Raw genomic sequence first — 16223 nt, 5'->3', positions numbered from 1 at the left:
CATCATGGGTGAAGCAAAACAACGGGGCAGCCAGGCAGAGCGTGCCGACCAGGCCCGCGCGCGGCTCGAAGGCATGCGGCCCGCGCAACTGGTGTGCGGCGCGTGCAAGACGGCGTTCAGTACCTTCGATGCCATCGACGCTCCCAACCTGCGCGGCATCGATGCCGTGTTTGGCGGGCAGTGCCCGAGCTGCGGCAACGACGTGCTGGTGTTCAAGGGCGAGCCCCAGGCCGTGGCGGATGCCATGGTGGCATGGGAGCGGATGATGGGCGCGGACACCAAGCTGGGTTATCAGTCGCGCGATGGCAAGCACGTGCCGTTCGAAGAAGGCAAGTAAGTCAGCCAGGCGAGCTTAGTCAGCTATCCAGCAGTTCCGGCGGCCCCATCTCGAAGCGGCCCCGGCCCGCCGCCTTGGCGCGGTAGAGCAGGGCATCGGCCTGGCGCATCAGCTCCTGGTCCGGCATGGGCGTGCCCTTGTAGAGCGCCACGCCGATGCTCACATCCACATCGGCAAACACCCCGTCGATGAAAAAGCGCCGGCTCACCGAGTGCACGATGGCCTGCGCGATGCGCTGCGCATTGGCCGCGCTGCCGATATCCTCCAGCACTACCGCGAACTCGTCGCCGCCCAGGCGGGCCACCGTGTCGCGCTCGCGCACGCAGCGTTGCAGGCGACGCCCGAAGGCCTGCAGCAGCAGATCGCCGGTGATGTGGCCGTGGAAGTCGTTGACCGCCTTGAAGCGATCCATGTCCAGGTAGAGCAGCGCCATGAGCCGGCCGTCTTCGCGGCTGCGCGCCATGGCGGCCTGCAGCAGCGCCTCGAAGGCGTTGCGGTTGAGCAACTGGGTCAGATGGTCGAGCCGGGAGATGCGCGATAGCCGCAGGGTCTCCAGCTTGCGCTGGGTCACATCCTGCACATGCACATGCACCCCCACCACGTGGCTGCCATCCGCGCTCCATTCGGGGCGCAGGCTGGTCTCCATGCAGTGGTAATCCGGATCGCTCTCTTCGGTCTCGAACGTCGCCGCGCTGCCCGCCAGCGCTTTTTGCAGGAACGGCCGGGCGCGCGCATAGCGCGTTTCGCCGATCACCTCGCGCACGGTCATGCCGCGCAGCGCCTGCACCGTGATGCCGAAAGTCCGCTCGTAGGCGAGATTGTTGAAGATATAGCGCTCATCGGGACCGATAAAGGCCAGCAGCGCGGGCAGCGTATCGGTGACCGCGCGCAACTGGCGCTCGCTCAGGTCGAGCTGCTCGCGCCGCTCGCGCACGTCACGCATCAACTGCCCGAAGGCGCGCGCCAGATCGCCGATCTCGTCACGCTGCTGCGCCGGCAGTTTCTCGTAGGCCGCGAGGTCATGCGCGCTGTCGCTTACCACCTGGTGCAGGCGCGTGAGCGGCGTCAGCAGATGCCGTACCGTCAGCCAGATCAGCAGGGCCACCACCGCCAGCGACAACAGCGCCAGCGCGAGAAAGCGCACCTGCATGGCGTGCAGCGGCGCAAACGCCTCCTGCGCGGGCAGCACCGCTACCAGTTCCCATCCCGTGCTCTCCATCAGGTAGCGCGAGATCAGCGGCCTGGCGGGCGTGAGAAATTCGGCGCGCCCACTGTGGTCGTCGACGCCACACGTGTCTCCCAGCGCGCGGGCCGGCTGCGCGGCCTTGGCCGGATCGGGGTGCCGCACATAGACCGGCATCCGCCCTCCCGAGACCAGGCAATAGAAGCCAGTGGTGCCGAGCCGGTTGTGGGTGATCTCCACCAGGAAGTTGGCGCTCGACAGGTCGAGCCAGCCCCCCAGCAGACCAAGGAATTCGCCTTGCTTCGAGACGATGGGCACTGCCACCAGCACGCCGATCGCGCCATTGATACGGGCGCGGATAGGCGGAGTGATCACGGGCTCGAGGGTGCGCGCGGCTTCGCGGAAGTAGTCGCGGTCGGCAATGCTGACCTGCACGCCATCCCTGGCCAGCACGCGGCCCTGGGCATCGGCCAGCATGAACGCATTGAAGGAGCCGGGCACGGGAATCCGCTGCTCCAGCATCAGGCGCAGTTCCGCGCCCGGGCGGCCGAGCTCGCCGGCCAGCTGCGGCGCCACGTGGGACAGCAGGGTGATGCGGTCGTCCATGGCGGTGTCGAGCTGGTCCGCGGCGAGCTTGACGATGGAATCCTGCTGGTCTTGCAGCGCGGCGCGCAGGTCGTCGTGGGCGTAATAGAGCGATGCCAGCACGATGCCGGTACCAAGCACGGCGGCAAGCGCCGTGGTAATCAGCGCGAGACGCGCCTTCAGGGAAAGCGAAACTTGGGGCATGCGAGCCGGCGGTGTCGGGGGACGGCGCGCGCCTTCTGGACGGCCGGCCCGCATGGTTGCCGGGAGTCGGGCTTCGGCAGGCTTGCAGGCCCGCCAACCCTACCACAAGCGCTAGCCCCGCGCGAGTCTGGCATGGGCGTGCGCGGGCCGCGCACGCCAGCGTGTGGCGCCGCACGTTACAGTGGCGCGCCGGGGGTGGGCGAGCCATTGCCGCCACGGTATAGTGGACCGTCGCCCTGCGGCGGCAGGGCGAGGCCACCGAGGGCTCCCATGCGCACCCCCAATTCATGAAACTGCCCTCAATTTCGCCAGTCCTGCTGTCCCTGCTGGTCGCTGCGGCCGGCGCCCTGGCGACTGGCGGCGCCTGGCGTGGCATGCATACGCTCGAGCGCGAGGTGGCGCGGGACGATTTCGAGGCGGTGTTCTCGCCGGTCTTCTCGGCCTTGCAACGGCGCTTGCAGGACAACGAGCAGCTGCTGCGCGGCACCACCGGGCTATTCGCCGCCGATCCCGCCCTCACCCGCGAGCAGTGGCGCACCTACCTGTACACCACCCAGCTGGATGACCTGCCGCCCGGCACGCATTCGATCGGCTATGCGCGCCTGACGCCGCCACGGGAGCTCGACTGGCTGGTTGAGACGATACGCCGCGAGGGCCAGCCTGGCTTCGAGGTCTACCCGCTGGGCCCGCGCGATGTGTACGCGCCGGTGGTGTATGTCGAGCCCTTCGCCGGGCGCATCACGCGCGCGCTTGGCTTTGACATCATGTCCGATCCCGTGCGCCGCGCTGCCGCCGAGGCTGCCCGCGATAGCGGCGAGGCGCGCCTGAGCGCCGGCGTGGAACTCACGCGGGAGAGCGAAACACAGGCGCCGCAGCGCGGCGCGGTGCTGTACCTGCCGGTGTACGGCAGTGGCCTGCCGCTGAACACCCCCACCCAGCGGCAGCTGGCCGTGACCGGCTACGTCTACACCTCGCTGCGCCTGGAAGACCTGTTGCGCGGGGTCAGCCTGCCCGCGGCCGGCACCTTGTCGCTGCTGCTTTATGAAGGCCGCGACACCAAGCCCGGGGCGCTCCTGGCCGGTGACGCCGAGCCCTTGCCGGCTGGCGCGCCGGTCCCGGCGCCGTTGCTGCAGGCCGACCGCGAGCTGACCTATGGCGGCAGGGTCTGGACCTTGCGCGCCACCACCACGCCAGCCTTCGAATCGGCGCATCGCCCGCGGCGCTCCATGCTGGTACTGGCGGGCGGCACGGCAGGCACGCTGCTGCTCGCCTGGATTGTGTTTGGCCTGGCACGCCAGCGGCGCAGGGCGTGGCAGCTTGCGGCGCGGGCGCGCCAGGGCCGGCAGGCGGATGGCGCCCTGCAGCGCGCGGGCCTGGCCAGCGCCAGCGATGCCTTCCTGGTATGCGATGCCGGCGGCCGTGTCCAGATCGCCAGCGCGGCGGCCACAGGGCTGTTCGGCAAGGCGCCGGACCAGTTCCCCGGCACCCTCATCGCTACCTTGCTGCCCGATGCCGCCACGCTGGCCGCGACGGCGCTGGAGGGGCGGCTGGAGAGCCACGCCCGCAGGTCCGACGGCACCATCATTCCCGTGCGCGTGGCGGTGGCGCCGGTGCCCGCGGCCGGGCCCGGGCGGGTGCTGTGGGTAGTGACCGACCTGAGCGCCATCCGCCGTGCCGAACTGGCGGCTGCCGATGCGGCAGAACGCAGCGCGCGCGTGCTGGATCACACCGCGCTGTGCGTCATCACCTTCGACCGCAACGGCACGGTGACCGGCATCAACCGCGCCGGCCAGCGCATGCTGTGGTACCAGGCCAGCGAGGTGGCCGCAGGCATGCGCTATCTGGACTTCCTCGATCCCAAGGAGGTAGCGGCGCGCGCTGCCGTGCTCACCAGCGAGCTGGGCGAGCCGGTGGCGCCGGGCCTGGCTGCCGTGGTCGGCAAGGCCCGGCTCGGGCTGACCGACGAACAGGAGTGGACCTATGTCCGCAAGGGTGGATCGCGCCTGCCGGTGCAACTGACGCTGACCGCGCTGCCCGAGGCGCACGTGCCCGGCGGCATGGGAGATGCGCTGGCCCCGGCCATTGCTGGCGAGGCCGGCATCGGTGGCCTGGATACCGGCGGCTATCTCGCCATCGCGCATGACCTGACGGAGCGCAAGCGTGCCGACGAATACATCCGGCACCTGGCGCATCACGACGCGCTTACGGGCCTGCCCAACCGCGCCCAGTTGCATGCGCGCACGGAACTGTTGCTGCAGCGCGCGCTGCGCAAGGGCGAGCGCATCGCGCTGCTGCTGCTCGATCTCGACCAGTTCAAGCGCATCAACGAATCGCTTGGCCACCACATCGGCGATGAGGTGCTGCGTATCGTGGCCGATCGCCTCAAGGCCGCGGTGCGCCACGCCGACCTGGTCGCCCGCATGGGCGGCGACGAGTTCGTGGTGGTGCTCGACCCGTTGAGCCAGGACAGCGAGGCCGAGCTGGTCGCCGCCAAGATCCTGGCCCGCCTGTCGGAAGACCTGCAGCTAGGCAACCAGCGCCTGCGCGTGACGCCCTCGATCGGCATGGTGCTGTGCCCCGACGACGGCGACAACCTGGCCGACCTGCTCAGGAACGCCGATGCCGCCATGTACGCGGCCAAGCGCCGCGGCGGTGCGCAGCTCAGCCGCTTCTCCAGCGAGATGGCCGAGGCATCCATGGCGCGTTTCACCATCGAGGGGCTGCTGCGGCGCGCGTTGGCCACCCAGGCGTTCAAGCTGCGCTACCAGCCCATCGTCGACACGGCCACGCTGCGCATTGCCGGCGTGGAAGCGCTCATTCAATGGGAAACGCCCGAGCGCGGCGTGATCCCGCCAACGGAGTTCATCCCGATTGCCGAGCAGAGCGGGCTGATCATGCCGCTGGGCGAGTGGATCCTGTCCACGGCCTGCCGCGAGATCCAGCACCTGCGCAGCGAGCTTGGCGTGGAGCTGGATGTGGCGGTGAATATCTCGCCGCTGCAACTGCGCCAGGAGGGGTTTCCCGCCATGGTCAAGCAATGCCTGGCGGCGGCCGGGCTGCCGGCTTCGAGCCTTACCATCGAGGTGACGGAGGGCATCCTGATCGAGGGCGGCAGCAAGACCATCGACACTTTCGAGCGTGTGCGCGCGCTCGGCGTGGGATTGTCGATCGACGATTTCGGCACGGGCTATTCGGGCTTGAGCTACCTGACGCGGCTACCGATCGACAAGCTGAAGATCGACAAATCCTTCGTCGACGATGTGGCGCACGATGAGCATCACCAGGCCGTGGCGGCCGCCATCATCACCCTTGGCCACCAGCTCCACCTGCAGGTGGTGGCCGAAGGCGTGGAGTCGCCCGCGCAGTTCGCCTTCCTGCGCGAACACGGCTGCGATGCCGTGCAAGGCTACCTGTTCTGGCAGGCGGTGCCGCTGGCCGGCCTGATGGAGATCTGCGCGACAGGCGGTGAAGCAACCCTGCAGGCCTGGGCGCAACGGGTGCCGGCCGCCGATTGAGGCGCACCCCCAAAATCCGCCGATACCTGCATCGGGATTCTTTGCCCAACTGCCACACGGCTGGCATGCGCCGCTCCTATGCTGCCCGCTGTTATCAAAGCGCAGAGGGTTGTCCATGCAAGCAGGTGAGTCCGCGCCGGGCCGCGCGTTCCTGGCGGTCGAGCAGGTAGGCAAGCGTTTCGGCGGGGCCGGAGGGTTCCAGGCGCTGGACGGCGTTTCGCTGTCGGTGGCGCAGGGGGAACTGCTGTGCCTGCTGGGTCCCTCGGGTTGCGGCAAGACCACCTTGCTGCGCATCATCGCGGGGCTGGAACGCGAGGACACGGGCCGTATCCACGCCGGCGGGCGCGAGCTGACAGGCTTGCCGCCGCAGGCGCGCGACTACGGCATCCTGTTCCAGTCCTATGCGCTGTTTCCCAATCTGTCGGTGGCCCAGAATGTGGCCTACGGCTTGCAGGGCCGGGGCATGGGACGTGCGCATCGCGAGGCCCGCGTCGCCGAAATGCTCTCGCTGGTAGGCCTGGCGGGCAGCGAGCGCAAGTTCCCCGGGCAGCTCTCGGGCGGCCAGCAGCAGCGCGTGGCATTGGCGCGCGCGCTGGCGCCGGCACCGTCGCTGCTACTGCTCGATGAGCCGATGTCGGCACTCGATGCACGGGTGCGCGAGCATCTGAGGCTGGAGTTGCGCCAGTTGCAGCGGCGCCTGAACGTCACCACCGTCATGGTCACGCACGACCAGGACGAAGCCATGGCGATGGCGGACCGCATCGCCGTGATGGAAGGCGGGCGCATTGCCCAGGTCGGCACGCCCGGCGAAATCTACGAGCGTCCGGCCTCGGCCTTCGTGGCCGAATTCATCGGCCAGGCCAACTGGCTGGATGGCCGGCTCAGCGGGCGCGATACCTTCAGCGTGGGCGAGCTCGACCTGGCCGTGTCCCCGGCCCGTGCCAGCGAAGTGGCCGATGGCGCCGCCCGGCTGTGCTGCCGCCCGGAGGCCATCCGGCTGCACCCCGTGGAAGGCGAGCCCAACCGCCTGCTGGCGCGCATTGTCGACCAGACCTATCTGGGCAGCCGCTACCGCCTGATGCTGGAGGCCGACCGCCTGCCGGGCCACACGCTGTTTGCCGACGTGCTGCGCGAGGAGCGCCACCTGCTGCCTGCGCCGGGCAGCCACAAGTTCTGGGTGTCGCTGCCCAGCCAGGCGCTGCAGGTGTTCGCATGACGCGCGCATTGCCCGTGGCCGGGGCGAAGGCCGATAGCGATGCCACTGTCGGTCGCGCGCGTGGCGCCGGCGGCGCGGCGGACCGCATCGCGCATGCCGCGCCCGCTGTGATGAAGTGGCTCTGGCTTGCCGGGCTGGCTGTGGCGCTGGTGCTGCCGCTGCTGGCGCTGTTTGGCCAGGCGTGGTTCGATGACGCCGGGCGCTGGGCCTTGCCCGCGCGCGTGGCCGAGCTGGTCGCGAACCCGAATTTCCTGCCGCTGCTGGGCCGCAGCGTGGCCGTCTCGCTGACCGTGGCCGCGCTGGTGGTGCCGCTGGCCTTTGGCTTTGCCTACGCGCTGCAACGCTCCCGTATCGCGTTCAAGCCGCTCTGGCGCGGCATTGCGCTGCTGCCGCTGTTTGCCCCTTCGTTGCTGCCGGGCATCGCGCTGGTTTACCTGTTCGGCAACCAGGGCGCCTTCAAGGGGGCATTCGGCGCGGGTGGCATCTATGGTTTCTGGGGCATCGTGCTGGGCGAGGCCTTCTATACGTTTCCCCATGCGCTGATGGTGCTGATGGCCGCGCTCTCGCTGGCCGACGCGCGCCTGTACGAAGCCGCGCGCGCCATGGGGGCCTCCGCCTGGCGCACCTTCCTCACGGTGACGCTGCCGGGCGCGCGGCACGGCCTGTTTGGTGCGGCGTGCCTGGTGTTTACGCTGGTGGTGACGGATTTCGGCGTGCCCAAGGTGGTGGGCGGCGGCTATCCGGTGCTGGCGCTGGAAGCCTACAAGGCCGTGGTGGGGCAACAGCAGTTCGCGCGCGGCGCGCTGATCGGCATGCTGCTGCTGCTGCCGGCGCTGCTGACGTTCGGCGTGGACATCGCCATGCAGCGCCGGCAACGCGCGCAGATGTCGAGCCGTGCCCAGGTCTATGTGCCGGGCCGCGACGGGCTGCGCGACACATGCTGCACGCTGGTGGTAATGGTGATCGGCGCCGCCTTGCTGACCATGCTGGCGGCGGCGGTGGGCGCGTCGCTGGTCAAGCTGTGGCCGTACAACCTGCAGCTCACGCTGGCGCATTACGACTTCGACAATATGGATGGCGGCGGCTGGCTGGCTTACCGCAACAGCTTGCGCCTGGCCGCGCTGAGCGCACTGGCCGGCACGCTGGCGATCTTCTTCGGCGCGTGGCTGACCGAGCGCACGCGCGGGCCGGCGTGGTTGCATGGCGTGCTGCGCGCCGGCTTTGTGTTGCCGATGGCAGTGCCGGGCCTGGTGCTCGGGCTGGGCTATGTGTTTTTCTTCAACGCGCCGTCCAATCCGCTGCACGCGCTCTACGGCACCATGACGCTGCTGGTGATCTGTAACGTGGCCCACTTCTACACCACCGGCCACCTTACCGCCGCCGCCGCGCTGCGCCAGCTCGATGCCGAGTTCGAGGCCGCCGCGCTGTCGCTGGGCGTGGCGCCGCTGATCACCTGCTGGCGGGTGACGGTGCCGATCTGCCTGCCCGCGCTGATCGATATCTTCCGCTACCTGTTCGTCTCGGCCATGACCACGGTATCCGCGGTGATCTTCCTCTACAGCCCCGATACCGTGCTGGCGGCGATCTCGGTGTTGAACATGGATGACGCCGGCGACACCGCGCCGGCCGCGGCCATGTCCACGCTGATCCTGCTGACCTCGGCGCTGGCCTGCCTGCTGCTGATGGGCGCCGCGCGCGGCTGGCTGCGCCGCACGCAAGCCTGGCGCGCGCCGGCGCCTTGATTCGCCGTTGCTGACCAGCGCCGGCGACACGACACGCCTTTCACCTCCCGAATTTCACGACACGCCTTCCACCAAGGAGAAACCATGACTCACCTGTTCCGCACCGCCACCGCCGTGGCTGCTTTCGCGCTGCTGGCCGGCGCAGCCCATGCCAATACCGTGCTGACGGTTTACACCGCGCTGGAGGCCGACCAGATCGCCGCCTACAAGGCCGCGTTCGAGAAGGCCAACCCGGACATCGAGATCAAGTGGGTGCGCGATTCCACCGGCATCGTGACCGCCAAGCTGCTGGCCGAGAAGGCCGCGCCGCGCGCCGACGCGGTGTGGGGCCTGGCCGGCTCCAGCCTCGCCATTCTCGACAAGGAAGGCATGCTGCAGCCGTACGCGCCGAAGAACCTGGCGGCCGTGGACGCGCAATACCGCAGCGCCGCCAATCCGCCGGCGTGGGTTGGCATGGATGTGTGGGGCGCGGCAATCTGCTTCAACACCATCGAAGCGCAAAAGCAGGGCTTGCCCAAGCCCACGTCGTGGGCTGACCTGACCAAGCCGGTATACGCCGGCAAGATTGTCATGCCGCATCCGGCGTCGTCGGGCACCGGCTACCTGGACGTGAGCGCCTGGCTGCAGATGATGGGCGAGCAAAAGGGCTGGTCCTACATGGACGCCCTGCACAAGAATATCGGCCTGTATACGCACTCCGGCTCCAAGCCTTGCAAGATGGCGGCGCAAGGCGAGTTCCCGATCGGCATCGCGTTTGAATACCGTGCGATGAAGTCCAAGAAGGAAGGCGCGCCCATCGACATCGTGCTGCCGTCCGAAGGGCTGGGCTGGGACATCGAGGCCACCGCGATCATCAAGGGCACCAAGAACCTGGAGGCAGCGCGCAAGCTGGCCGACTTCTCCGCCTCGTCCGACGCCATGGCGCTGTACGAGAAGAACTTCGCGGTGCTGGCCATCCCTGGCATCGCCAAGCCGGATCCGCTGCTGCCGGCTGACTACGAGAAGCGCCTGATCAAGAACGACTTCACCTGGGCCAGCGCCAACCGCGACCGCATTCTTGCCGAGTGGAGCAAGCGCTACGAAGGCAAGGCCGAGAAGAAGTAAATCGGTCAGAAATCAAAGCAGTAAAACCTGGCGGTCAACGTCGGCCGGCAAGCCCGGGCAAGCGGTGCGCAATCCAGCGCGTACGGCTTGCCCGGGCGCTTTCATTGATGCAAAGCATGGTGGTCCACGCAGAAACGGGTACGTTATTCGTCGCATGACGAGTTGCGGCAAAACGACCCCGTTTGGGCGTTTTTGGTGGACAGGGTGCGGGGGAATGCGAGGAGAGGCGAGGGCGTGAGTGTGGACTCACGCTGCGCCGATGCGAGCGCCGCCGGGGGCGCTGCGTAAAAGCGGCCAGGCCTGGCCGCCGTGCAGGCAATCAGCCGTGGGATGCTTCCGAGGGATCGTTGCGCGAGTGCAGCCGGCGATACAGGTCGTCCACATGGCTGCGGCTGCTGCGCAGTTCTTCCCGGCCACGTTCCGTGATCAGGTAGACGCGCCCGATGCCGTCACGCAGGACGCTTTCCATGTAGCCTTCCATCTGCAAGGCGCGCAGCAAGGGACGGACGGTGCCAATGTCCACCTGGAAGCCGTACTCCATCAGCATCTCGGCGAGCATGGCCACGGTGGCCGGCACCTCGACGGCAAATTGGAGGACGTAAATGCGGGCTAGCAAGCCAAGGAACTGTCGTTTCATGACGCTGCAAACGCGTCATCTCCCATTGCGGTTGACGTTGATTTATAGTTGTGAACCGTGCGCCGCAAAAAAAGAAGCCGCCACGTGAGTGGCGGCTTGTCGGGAATGCGTCGGAGGGGTCAATTAACTCTGGCGCAGATCAGATTTTAAAATAATTAACTACGGTTTGTCACGAAACACGTGTAGCTGTCCCCTCTTCAGTAGGGTGTCTCCGTGGCGATTCTGCTCAAAAGTGAGTAATAGTCAACTTACTTTGCGGTGATATCAAGCAGGGAGATGTCCGAAACCAGCTTGCGGCCACACTGGCACCGGGGTTTAATCCGGGCACGCCATCCTTGTCTCTCTCCCCCCGCCATGAAACCCACCGACCTGATTCGCCTGCTCAGCCTTGCCGCCATCTGGGGCGCCAGTTTCCTGTTCCTGCGGATCGGCGCGCCGGTGCTTGGTCCCCTGACCGCCGCCTTTCTGCGGGTACTGATCGGGGCGCTGACGCTCCTGGCCTGCCTGGCGATGATGCGCGTGCGCTGGGATATGCGCGGCAAGTGGCGTCAGGTCATGGTGCTGGGCGTGATCAACTCGGGTATCCCTTTCGCCATGTACTCCTTCGCGGCGCTGTGGCTGCCGGCAGGCTACTCCGCGGTGTTCAACGCCATGACGCCGCTGATGGGCGTGCTGATCGGCGCGTTGTGCTTTAGCGAGCGCCTGACGCTGGCCAAGGCCGGCGGCGTCGTCCTCGGCGTTGCCGGCGTAGCGGTGCTGACCCGCACCGGACCGGTGGCGTTCTCGCCCCAGGTGCTGCTCGGCGCCGCCGCCTGCCTGGTGGCGACCGCATGCTACGGTCTGGCGGGTTTCCTCGCGCGGCGCTGGATCACCGCGCAGGGCGGTCTGGACGCTCGCCTGGTGGCAACGGGCAGCATGATTGGCGCCACCCTGTTCCTGCTGCCGTTCAGTGCGGCTGCACTGATGCGCGAAAACACGCTGCCGGCAGCCGGCCCGGGCGTATGGATGGCGATGCTGGGGGTGGGGATGCTCTGCACGGCGATTGCGTACATCCTGTACTACCGGCTGATTGCCGACCTGGGCCCGGTTCGCTCGCTGACCGTGACCTTCCTGATCCCGCCGTTCGGCATCGTCTGGGGCGCCATTTTCCTTGGCGAGCAGTTGTCGTGGGCACACGCCGCTGGCGGGGCGCTGATCGGGATGGCCGTCTGGCTGGTGCTGCGGCCCGCCGCCCCGGCCGCGAGCGCGAATGCGGTAGCGCCAGGGCCGGGCCGGCGCTGACGGCGGAAGGCACGGCCATCCTGCGCATCTGGCCCATCTCGCGCTATCCGTGCTACCCGCGCTTAGCGGAAACGATAGGTCACGGCGCCCATGGTGGTCCATTGCTGGCGCCGCTCTGTGATCGGGCTGCTGGCCGCATCGCCCTGCAGCTGGGCAAAGGTCACGGAGGCCAGAGCGGACCAGTTGCGCGAAATCTCGTAGGTGACGATGCCATTCGCATGCCACTCGCGCAGGCCGGCACCCACGGCATGCGTCTGCAGGCCGGACCGCGCGCTCTGCTCGGCCGTGACGCCAAAGAACGTCTGCATGTACTTGCTGTTGGTCCAGGTCACCCCTGGCCCCAATGTGAATAGCCACTTACCGGCCGGCAGGCTGAACAGCACATCACCATTCGCAATCAGGCCCTGGCCCTGGCCAGCGATATCCTGCGCGACATCCGCCGAGAACGTTACGAACGACACCTGCGCCTGCGCGAATGCGCGCGCCCGCATGGTCATATTGACGTCGCCCAGGCCCCTGAGCCGGCTGTCATTCTTGCTTTTGCGCCAGGTCGGGTCGAACTGGAAGTCGGCGCCGATCTGCCAGATATCGTTGTTGAGCGCGTAGACCCCGAGCAGGTCGAAGCCGCGCGAGAAGAAGCGGCCGCCGTAGTCGATGTCCTGATAGATGATCGGATAAACAAGCGTGCTGCGGGAGCCGGGGAAATCCGGCGCGGCGTACACGCCGGGGCCGGCCGAGATCTTCCAGTTACTGGCGGGCGCGGTGGTGGCCGGCACGTCAGGCGCTGCCCAGGCGGCCGTGGCGCCCAGGGTAAGGGCTAGAGCCAGAAGTGCGCGGCGGGGCGCGAAGGGGTTGGGCATTTGGACGCTGAGCGGGTTTGAGTGGAGCCGCGCTGCGCGCGCGGGCTAGCGGGGGATTTTAACTGGAGGGGGGGGGGTGGGGGATTTGGCAGGGTGGAAAATGCGCACCCAAGTACCTGCACGCAAGTGCCAACTGCCTGCGTGAACCGTGCCGGGGGCTCAAGCCGGGATCAAGCCGGGATCAAGCCAGGATCAAGTCCGGTTCGCCCATGTTCATCCGCTCAACATTGAAGCGCTCCCTGACCATCACGACGACCCGGCGTGCCAGCGGCAAGCTCCGTATCGCGTCTTCCTCGCTCGTCCCGGGGAAATCCACCTCCGCGCTCCAGTTGCATCCGGTGTGGTCGGGCCGGTGCACGCATACGGCGTGCAACTGGCAGCCCTGGCAGCCGGGTTGCGCATGCAGGCAATCGTTCAGCAGGCGCTTGAGTTCGGTCAGGGGCTTGGTCTGGCGATCCATGATGGACTCCGGTTGCGCACCGGCGCCCGCGGCGGGCGGGGACGGGCGAGGCCGTGGTTCCGACAATGGGGGCGGTGGAACGAGGGCCGTATCAGTTGATGGATTTGTCGGCCCGGCATTCAGGGCAAAGGCCGTATAGCACCAGCATGTGCTCGCGCAGCACGAAGGCATTGGCGCTTGCCACTTCGCGCTGGCGGATTTCGATGGCTTCGTCGCGGAATTCTTCCACGCGGCCGCAGGCCACGCAGATCAAGTGGTCGTGGTGGCCGCCTTCGTTGAGCTCGAACACCGCGTGATCGGCTTCGAAGCTGTGGCGCAGCAGGATGTTGGCCTGCACCAGCTGGTTGAGCACGCGGTAGATCGTGGACAAGCCGGCGTCGACTTCCTGCGCCAGCAGGATGCGGTAGACGTCTTCAGCGCTGAGGTGGCGCCGCGGGCTGGCACGGAAGACTTCCAGCACGCGAACGCGCGGTGACGTTGCCTTGAGTCCGGCACGCTTGAGGTCAATGGGTTCGGTACTGTCGGGAGGCATCAGCATGCTGCGGCTTGGCACCCGCATAGGGGCGCATCAATCGGAAATGAAGGTGTCTGGGCCGGCTGCGCCGTCACGCGCATTGGGCGGACGTTCGCGATACCAACCGTAGGCGTGCGGCGGGCGGCGTCCCGCAAGGAAGGCCGCCCGCTGCTGCGAGCCGTGGCGCTCGGCTCGCGGAATAAAAAAATGGCTTGGCTTGTCGGCCGAAGAAGCGATCGGGAAAGCGGGGTCTGGTTGCTTTCCCGATCCTCCGGTGACTGGCTACTGCCAAACGCTCCGCGGTACGGAGCGGTCCCCACAAAAGACGATGATGGATGCCGCGTTGCGACCTCTCAAAATTCTGGTTGCCGCGGGCTTGCCGCTGGCCTTGCTGTGTTCTGGTGCCTGATGCCGGGCTCGTCTTGCTTTCTTGCTTGCCTGCGTCAGTCAGTGAAGCCATGGTAAATGGGAATTAATCTCATTACAAGGAAAATTTTCAACTTATTTCGAAAAGGTTCCGCGGGTGGCGGGGCCGCCAGTTGCAAGCAAGCGCGGGAGGAAACACAGGGGGGACGCGGAAGAAGAAAACGTGCGCCGGGCAAGCGGGGAAAGTCCCCGGCGCACGCGAAGCGCGCAGTCAAGCGCGCGATCGCGGCGCCCCAACATGCCAAGCCCGGGGCGCCACTGCTTACTGCCCTACGTGGAGCTCAGGCGCCCGCCAGCCGGAACGTGCCAACGGCGCGGTGCAGCGCATCGGCCTGGTCTTCGAGGGAGGCGGCCGCGGCGGCTGCCTGCTCCACCAGCGCGGCGTTCTGCTGCGCCATCTGGTCCATCTGCGTCACGGCCTGGTTGACCTGCTCGATGCCGCCGGTCTGCTCTTCGGTGGCGGCGCGCATCTCGCCCATCAGGTCGGTCACGCGCTTGACCGCTTCCACGATCTCGTCCATCGCTTGCCCGGCGGTTTCCACCAGCGCCGAGCCATCATCCACCCGCTGCGCGGAGTTGCCGATCAAGGCCTTGATCTCCTTGGCGGCGGTGGCGCTGCGCTGCGCCAGGCTGCGTACCTCGCCGGCTACCACCGCGAAGCCGCGGCCCTGGTCGCCCGCGCGGGCGGCTTCCACCGCGGCGTTGAGCGCCAGGATATTGGTCTGGAAGGCGATGCCTTCGATCACGCCGATAATGTCGACCACCTTGCCGGAGGCAGCCTTGATCTCGCCCATGGTGTTGACCACCTTGCCCACGATGACGCCGCCGCGCACCGCGATCTCCGATGCGCCCTCGGCCAGGCGGCTGGCCTGGCGCGCGTTGTCGGCGCTCTGGCGCACGGTGCCGGTGAGCTGCTCCATGCTGGCCGCGGTTTGCTCCAGCGACGCCGCTTGCTCTTCGCTGCGGCGCGACAGGTCGGCGTTGCCGGTGGCGATCTCCCTGGCCGCTCCGGCGATCGAATCCGCCGAGCCGCGGATGCTGCCGATGGCGCCGGTCAGGCGGGTTTGCATCTGCTGCATGGCGAACAGCACACTGTGGTTGTCGCCGGGTGCGGTGTGTACTTCGCTGGCCAGGTCGCCTTCCGCGATGCGCGCGGCAATGCGCGAAGTCAGCGCCGGCTCTCCGCCCAGCTGTTTTTGCAGGCCGTTGGCGATGCGCACCACCACGACAGTCATCACCGTGCCGATGCCCAGCAGCAAGGCCAGCGACTTGAGCAGTGCCTGGCGGAACGCCGCGTCGATATCGTCCAGGTAGACCCCGGCGATGAAGTTCCAGTCCCACGGCTTGAAGTTCGCCACGTAGCTCAGCTTGGGCTGCGGCGCCTCGGCGCCCGGCTTGGCCCAAAGGTATTGCACGTAGCCCTGTCCCGCGCCCTTGCCGATCGCGGCAATATCGCGGAACAGATAAGTGCCCTTCGGGTCCTTGGTGTCTTCCATGTTCTTGCCATTCATCTCCGGCTTGAACGGGTGCATCACCACGACCGCGTTGGAGTGCATCAGGGTGAAGTAGCCGTCCTCGCCAAAGCGGATGGCGCGCACGCGCTCCAGGGCCTGCTGCTTGGCCTCTTCCATCGGCATCTTGCCGGTGCGTCCCAGTGCCTCGTACGACTGCACCATGGACAGCGCGGTTTCGGTGACGTGTGCCAGGTCGAGCTTTCTCTCCGCCAGGCGCAGCTCGCGCATCTGCCAGGCGTCCCATAGCGTCAGCCCGAGCAGGCAGACCCAGCTCAGCAGCAATGGCAACAGCAGTTTTTTCCTCAGGCTCAGGCGCTCCAGCATTCTCTCTCCCCCTTTTTTCTAGCTATGGATTTACGGCACTCCAGACGCGATAACGGCGGTCCGGAGGACAAACTTGACGACCGCTCGCTAGGGGATTTCCTCAGGTGCAGCAAGGCTTGCAGGGGAATTTGGCAGTGGCGTGCGTGTAACCGCACAAATGATCTTCGGGCAGCGGATCACGCCGCACTTGGCGGCGCGCGCCGAGTCTGTATTGGAACGTAATGCCTGCTCACCAGCGCAAGCATTGCGATTTAAAATGAGAACCATTATCCTTTCGCCTTATTTGCCTGGACCGTCACCTGGCATGGGGCGCGGCACCTT

Annotated in this window: 12 protein-coding genes; 6 read left to right on the top strand and 6 right to left on the bottom strand. The window is 67.3% G+C overall.

Annotation, left to right across the window (positions count from 1 at the left end; genetic code table 11):
- Positions 1–4 precede the first annotated feature (4 nt).
- Positions 5–337 (top strand): hypothetical protein, encoded by a 333-nt coding sequence (locus F7R26_RS35385; RefSeq protein WP_043357448.1) that lies wholly within the window; start codon positions 5–7, stop codon positions 335–337.
- Positions 338–356: 19 nt separating this feature from the next.
- On the opposite strand, the gene F7R26_RS35380 is transcribed toward F7R26_RS35385, so the two are convergent.
- Positions 357–2309: a sensor domain-containing diguanylate cyclase gene (locus tag F7R26_RS35380; protein WP_150985100.1), complete on the bottom strand. Its 1953-nt coding sequence runs from the start codon at positions 2307–2309 to the stop codon at positions 357–359.
- A 287-nt stretch (positions 2310–2596) separates the two neighbouring features.
- Between F7R26_RS35380 and F7R26_RS35375 the strand changes: the two genes are divergently transcribed.
- The 4 genes from F7R26_RS35375 to F7R26_RS35360 all read left to right on the top strand — a co-directional run bounded on the left by F7R26_RS35375 (position 2597) and on the right by F7R26_RS35360 (position 9886).
- On the top strand, positions 2597–5824 hold the full coding sequence (locus tag F7R26_RS35375; RefSeq protein WP_241754660.1) for a bifunctional diguanylate cyclase/phosphodiesterase: 3228 nt from the start codon (positions 2597–2599) through the stop codon (positions 5822–5824).
- 115 nt (positions 5825–5939) lie between these two features.
- On the top strand, positions 5940–7040 hold the full coding sequence (locus F7R26_RS35370; protein ID WP_150985101.1) for a putative 2-aminoethylphosphonate ABC transporter ATP-binding protein: 1101 nt from the start codon (positions 5940–5942) through the stop codon (positions 7038–7040).
- A complete protein-coding gene (locus F7R26_RS35365; RefSeq protein WP_150985102.1) occupies positions 7037–8782 on the top strand; it encodes a putative 2-aminoethylphosphonate ABC transporter permease subunit in 1746 nt (581 codons plus the stop codon). Before F7R26_RS35370 ends, F7R26_RS35365 begins: the two co-directional genes overlap by 4 nt.
- A gap of 84 nt (positions 8783–8866) precedes the next feature.
- A complete protein-coding gene (locus tag F7R26_RS35360; protein WP_150985104.1) occupies positions 8867–9886 on the top strand; it encodes a putative 2-aminoethylphosphonate ABC transporter substrate-binding protein in 1020 nt (339 codons plus the stop codon).
- Between the two features lie 319 nt (positions 9887–10205).
- Here the strand turns inward: F7R26_RS35360 and F7R26_RS35355 are convergent, their stop codons facing one another.
- Positions 10206–10523 carry a PadR family transcriptional regulator gene (locus F7R26_RS35355; RefSeq protein ID WP_150985106.1) on the bottom strand — a complete coding sequence of 106 codons (318 nt, stop codon included), beginning with the start codon at positions 10521–10523 and terminating at the stop codon, positions 10206–10208.
- Positions 10524–10877: 354 nt separating this feature from the next.
- Between F7R26_RS35355 and F7R26_RS35350 the strand changes: the two genes are divergently transcribed.
- On the top strand, positions 10878–11804 hold the full coding sequence (locus F7R26_RS35350; protein ID WP_150985108.1) for a DMT family transporter: 927 nt from the start codon (positions 10878–10880) through the stop codon (positions 11802–11804).
- A gap of 62 nt (positions 11805–11866) precedes the next feature.
- On the opposite strand, the gene F7R26_RS35345 is transcribed toward F7R26_RS35350, so the two are convergent.
- The 4 genes from F7R26_RS35345 to F7R26_RS35330 form a co-directional block, all read right to left on the bottom strand.
- Positions 11867–12664 carry a MipA/OmpV family protein gene (locus F7R26_RS35345; RefSeq protein ID WP_150985110.1) on the bottom strand — a complete coding sequence of 266 codons (798 nt, stop codon included), beginning with the start codon at positions 12662–12664 and terminating at the stop codon, positions 11867–11869.
- Between the two features lie 181 nt (positions 12665–12845).
- Positions 12846–13124: a hypothetical protein gene (locus F7R26_RS35340; protein WP_150985111.1), complete on the bottom strand. Its 279-nt coding sequence runs from the start codon at positions 13122–13124 to the stop codon at positions 12846–12848.
- 91 nt (positions 13125–13215) lie between these two features.
- Complete coding sequence (gene fur / locus F7R26_RS35335; RefSeq protein WP_006159115.1) at positions 13216–13662, bottom strand: ferric iron uptake transcriptional regulator; 447 nt, start codon at positions 13660–13662, stop codon at positions 13216–13218.
- A gap of 683 nt (positions 13663–14345) precedes the next feature.
- Positions 14346–15902, bottom strand: coding sequence for a methyl-accepting chemotaxis protein (locus F7R26_RS35330; RefSeq protein ID WP_150985114.1), 1557 nt, complete (start codon positions 15900–15902; stop codon positions 14346–14348).
- Positions 15903–16223 lie beyond the last annotated feature (321 nt).

The sequence above is a fragment of the Cupriavidus basilensis genome, assembly GCF_008801925.2.
Taxonomy (GTDB): domain Bacteria; phylum Pseudomonadota; class Gammaproteobacteria; order Burkholderiales; family Burkholderiaceae; genus Cupriavidus; species Cupriavidus basilensis.
This window is presented reverse-complemented; position numbering and strand designations above follow the sequence as displayed.